General features: G+C 57.5%; 4 protein-coding genes. 3 read left to right on the top strand and 1 reads right to left on the bottom strand.

All coding sequences use genetic code 11. From position 1 onward, the window contains the following. Positions 1–95: 95 nt before the first annotated feature. On the top strand, positions 96–770 hold the full coding sequence (locus tag QRD42_RS17090; RefSeq protein WP_321988785.1) for a hypothetical protein: 675 nt from the start codon (positions 96–98) through the stop codon (positions 768–770). Positions 771–806: 36 nt separating this feature from the next. On the opposite strand, the gene QRD42_RS17085 is transcribed toward QRD42_RS17090, so the two are convergent. After that, a complete protein-coding gene (locus QRD42_RS17085) occupies positions 807–1532 on the bottom strand; it encodes an SDR family oxidoreductase (protein WP_321987689.1) in 726 nt (241 codons plus the stop codon). Between the two features lie 99 nt (positions 1533–1631). Between QRD42_RS17085 and QRD42_RS17080 the strand changes: the two genes are divergently transcribed. Continuing rightward, the gene (locus QRD42_RS17080; RefSeq protein ID WP_072568972.1) at positions 1632–2516 is read left to right on the top strand and encodes a LysR family transcriptional regulator; all 885 of its coding nucleotides are present in this window, start codon (positions 1632–1634) and stop codon (positions 2514–2516) included. Between the two features lie 182 nt (positions 2517–2698). After that, on the top strand, positions 2699–3160 hold the full coding sequence (locus QRD42_RS17075; protein WP_321987688.1) for a hypothetical protein: 462 nt from the start codon (positions 2699–2701) through the stop codon (positions 3158–3160). Position 3161: the final 1 nt, after the last annotated feature.

Genomic DNA, 3161 nt, shown 5'->3' with positions numbered 1-3161 from the left:
CAAAAAACCCTAAAGGTTTTCCCGGTTTGTCCGTTGTAAGTTCAGATAACCATGTCCGGGCAAGGGCAATTTACTTACAGGGAATAAAACCAATGATGAATAAAGTAGTAGTGGCAGGCGCACTGTCTTTAACCGTCTTAACCGGCTGCGCAGGGAACCTCAACTCACACAAAGTGCAGGCGACAAACGGCAGTTCGCTCGAGGTTGCCACCATTTTTGCACCCGTTGATATGAACGATAACCGGTACCCGGACGTGAAACTGCGCGAAGTCACGCCAGCGCACTCCGGCGCGGGCATGGGGCTGGCGGTGCTGACGGCTGCCCTCGGTGGCGGGATTGGCGGTAACTCGTTTGACAAAGATGGCTATAAAGGCACGTCCATTGACACCATGCCGGAGCCGACAGCCACCTATTTCGGCCCGAAAGCGGAATTAAAAATCCGCGACTGGCTGAATAAAAACGGCAACGGCTATGCGTACAAACAACCGCTGTTTATTGCCGCCGCGCAGTGGTCGCTGGTCTATACCGACATGTCCGCCAGCAACAGCAATTATGATTTAACCTACCGCGTGAAATTCTATAAACGCCCGGAAGGCGGCAACATGCTGAGCGCCTATGTGGTATCTGAATGTGCCCCGACCCGCGTGACCGCACCGCTCAATGACTGGAAAGCCAGTAACTATGCGAAGGTCACCCAGGAAACGCAGATGATGATGGACGCCTGCCTGCTGGAGCTGGACAACCAGCTGCCGCGCCTGCTGAAAAAATAACGACCAAACGGCCTGCGATGCAGGCCGTTCGCTTTATCACGCCGTGGTGCGTGTCGGCCTCACCACGATCTCATTCACATCCACCTCATCCGGCTGCTCAATGGCGTAGCGCACCGCGCGGCCAATCGCATCCGGTTGCAGGGCAATCGCCCGGTAGCTTTTCATGGCTTCGGCGGCGGTCGGATCCGTGATGGTGCCCGCCAGTTCACTTTCCACCACCCCCGGATGGATACAGGTAACGCGCAGCTGGCTGTTCTCCTGGCGCAGACCATCGGAAATCGCCCGCACCGCAAACTTGGTGGCGCAGTACACCGCGGCCGTCGGCGACACCGCCAGCGCACCAATGGAGGCGATATTAATGATATGGCCCGCTTCCCGCGCCAGCATCGACGGCAACACCGCCGCGATGCCATACAGCACGCCCTTAATGTTCACATCCACCATCTGATCCCACTCATCAACTTTGAGCGACGCCATCGGTGACAACGGCATAATACCGGCGTTATTAACGATCACATCAATGCGTCCCCACTTTTCCAGCGCGAAGGCGGCGAATGCCTCCACAGAGGTACGGTCAGTGACGTCCAGCGCTTTCACCTCCACCTCTGCGCCGTTAAAACGCAGCTCCTCCGCCAGCGTGGCGAGACGATCCTCGCGACGTGCGCCCAGCAGTAATACCGCGTCGGTTTTTGCCAGTTCGCGGGCGATGCCTGCACCAATACCGCTGGATGCGCCGGTAATTAAGATCACTTTATTCGTCATGGGTCTTCTCCTGTTCGGTTAACGCTGGTGATCTTACGCCCGGCAGACTATAAAGATAATCCGCTCATTACTTAACAGACTGGTAACGATGGCTAACCAATGACAGTGGATAAAAACGCGCTTGAGGTGTTTGTGATCGTGGCGCAGACGCGCAATTTTCGTCTGGCCGCCGAACGGCTGGGGGTGACGCGCCCGGCCATCAGTCAGACGCTGCGGCGGCTGGAAGATCGCCTGAACATCTCCCTGATGCAGCGCACCACGCGCAGCATCAACCTCACCGAAGCGGGCCAGCGGCTTTATGCGGAGGTCGCGCCCGCCATCGAACAGCTTAACGGCGCGGTGAGCGATATCGCCGATCAGCTGGCGGCACCGCGCGGCCAGCTACGGCTGGCGGTATCGTCGATTGCCGAACGCATTATCGACGGCAGGATGCTGGCGTCCTTTATCGCGGCCTATCCGCATGTCGAACTGGACATCACCATCACCGATGAGGCGTACGACATTGTGGAGCAGGGGTTTGACGCGGGGGTGCAACTGGGGGAGGTGATCGCCCAGGATATGATCGCGGTGCCGGTGTCTGCCATGCAGCGGCAGATCGCCGTCGCCTCGCCTGATTATCTGGCGCAGTACGGCACGCCGCAGCACCCGAAGGATCTGCTGGATCATCGCTGTATCGGCTGGCGAAAATCCCCCGGCGTGTCGCCCTATCGCTGGGAATTTGCCTGGCAGGGGCAGGAATTTGATGTGGACGTTAATCCGCAGCTGACCACCAATGATATGGGGGTGATGATCCGCACCGTCTGCGCCGGGGGCGGCATCAGCTTTGGCATGGAGGAGACGTACGCGCCTTATATCGCGCGCGGCGAGCTGGTGACGGTGCTGGATGAATTTCTGCCGACCTTTCCGGGCTTTTACCTTTATTTCTCCGGCAGAAAGCATATGCCGCCAAAGCTGCGGGCATTTATTGAGCATGTAAGGATGTAAGGGAAATAATCTTCCTGCGAGCCGCTACGCAAATTTATTCACCGGTAACGCACTGATATTGCCGTTTTTATCTGAAAGCGGTATCGTGCAGCCGCACCTGCAAAATCAGGTGCCGGGATTAGCCTCCTGAAACTTCATACTGGTGATAAACGTTCAATCTACTCGCCACAGGAGGCTTCCTGATGACCACCTGCTTTGACCAGACTCACCCGTTACTTACCGTTCCCTTTGATGACGACACGGACTTCACCGTGCTTGCCGACTATTGTCATCAGCTTGCCGAAGCGCAGGCTGAGTCACTTGATCCCGCGCTGCGTATGGCGCTGTGTGGACGCCTTTGTGCCGTCTTCGCGCTGCTTAAACCGCAGCTGAGCGAGCCGATACCGCCTGAACAGCAGGAAAGGTTTACGGTTGATACGCTGCCGACCCACGTTCCCCGTTTTGAACCTGATTCCGAYACCCTTGGCGAATACTGCGCCGCCCTGACGCAGGTTTTGCTGTGCCGGAGCGTGACGTCACAGCAGGAAGAACCACTGCGCTGGCTGCTGGCGGATCTGATGGCGTTTATGACCGGGGAAATCAACGCCCCGCGCTGGGTAAGAACGGCGGACGGGGTGAAATTTATTGATGAGGTGAGGGGGTAGG

Origin of the sequence: Enterobacter sp. PGRG2 (assembly GCF_030291195.1) — a bacterium.
Classification (GTDB): Bacteria; Pseudomonadota; Gammaproteobacteria; order Enterobacterales; family Enterobacteriaceae; genus Enterobacter_D.
This window is presented reverse-complemented; position numbering and strand designations above follow the sequence as displayed.